This window comes from Sphingobium cupriresistens, from assembly GCF_004152865.1.
Classification (GTDB): domain Bacteria; phylum Pseudomonadota; class Alphaproteobacteria; order Sphingomonadales; family Sphingomonadaceae; genus Sphingobium; species Sphingobium cupriresistens.
In genome coordinates, this window is record NZ_SEOO01000108.1 from 1 (window position 1) to 1,668 (window position 1,668).

At 61.4% G+C, this 1,668-nt stretch carries 1 pseudogene; it reads left to right on the plus strand.

The annotated features are described in order from the left end of the window. The first annotated feature begins 153 nt into the window (after positions 1-153). Positions 154-1,447, plus strand: a pseudogene (locus EWH12_RS21790) (IS110 family RNA-guided transposase). Positions 1,448-1,668: the final 221 nt, after the last annotated feature.

Below are 1,668 nucleotides of genomic sequence, written 5' to 3' on the forward strand. Positions count from 1 at the left end.
TAGCACATTGGGAAGCGCCGTTTCGGGAGCCGAGATGGCCCTGATGAAGGCAAGGCCGCGTAGCGGCCGTAGGCTTCATCAGGGCAAGCCATGGCCGGCCAGCAGGTGTCTAAAGTGAAGTTGTCGAGACAACACTTTGGAGGCTGACCGACCATGACCAAGCTCTGTCCTACACCCGCCGGCGCGGTGCTGGTAGCGATCGATATGTCCAAGAACCGGCAGGAGGTCCTCATCGAGCGACCGGAAGGCGGCCGGCGCCGACGTATGACCGTCATGGCGAACAAGGAGGACTATGACGCTTTTGCCGAACAGCTCGCTGCTATTGGTCGCCCTATCGTTGTCGGGTTTGAGGCAACCGGCAACTATCACCGGACTCTCGCGCACCACCTGCTGACCGCGGGGTTCGAGCTGCGTCTCATCTCATCGGTTGCCTTGGCCCGAACCCGCGAGGCGTTGCACAACGGTTGGGACAAGAACGATTCGAAGGACGCGCAGGTCATTCTGCACATGCTGCGGATCGGCGCTACCCAGCGCTATGTCGATCCGCTCGCCGCCGGCATCAACGATCTTCAGGAGCTGTCGAAGACCCACGAGGTTGTTTCCAAGATGAAGACCCAGACCTGGCATCGGATCCTGACCCATTACCTGCCGCTCTATTTCCCCGAGATCGCCCGCTTTGCGGGCAACAGCCGGTCGGACTGGTTCCTGGCGCTGATCGAGCGGTTTCCGACCCCGGCCAGCATTACCGTACTTGATCGGGAAGCCTTCTCCGCGGCGGCATGGCCACTGATCGGGCGTAAGGTCTCCAAGGCCCGGCTGATCAACGATGTCTACGAAACTGCCTGCAGTTCTGCGGCGTTGCCGGTGCCCGAGGACTCGGTCGCGATCACCATGTTTCGCATGGTCATCGCGCAAGGTCGCAGCCTCATTCACCAGCGTGATGAGATCGAACGGCTCGCTCATGCCCGGCTCGCAGAGCATGTCGATTACCTGCTGCTGCGCAATATCCCCGGCATCGGACCGATCAACGCACTGACGATTCTGGCTGAGGCAGGCGACCTTCGCCGCTTCAACCATCACCGCCAATTCCTCAAGTTCTGCGGCCTCGATCTCGCAACCTGCCAGTCCGGCACGTTCCGCGGTCGCACGAAGCTATCAAAGTACGGCAATGCGCGATTGCGCCGTACATTCTGGATGGCTGCCCAGGTCGCCGCGCGTCAACGCGACAACAGCTTCCGCGACAAGCTCGGACGATATACTGCCGGGCACGCGGACGACGCCGATCGCCGCCGCAAGGCGATGACGGCGCTCACCGCCAAAATGGCGCGCGTGGCTCACGCCGTCATCAAGACGGGGACAGAGTACCGGCCGTTCCTCGAACGGTCGGATGCCAGGTGGAAGGACCCCTCTCTGCAAGTGCCGTGAGGGCGCGAGAGCGACCCTGTAGATAATGTTCGGGCCTTCCACCTGGGTGCGTATCTCGTTTTAAGGACGGTGAGGACCACGGTTGCTCCGGCACCGCTGGATCCTGTGTTTGCTATGGCAGGGAGCGATCCCGTTGACGGTGGAAGCCATCTGGCTCAGAATGCATGCAGCGCCGATGTTTGTCGGCGCATAGATATCTGTTGGCCAAAACCCGCCGCTGCTTCCTGACCTAGGACGTTATCG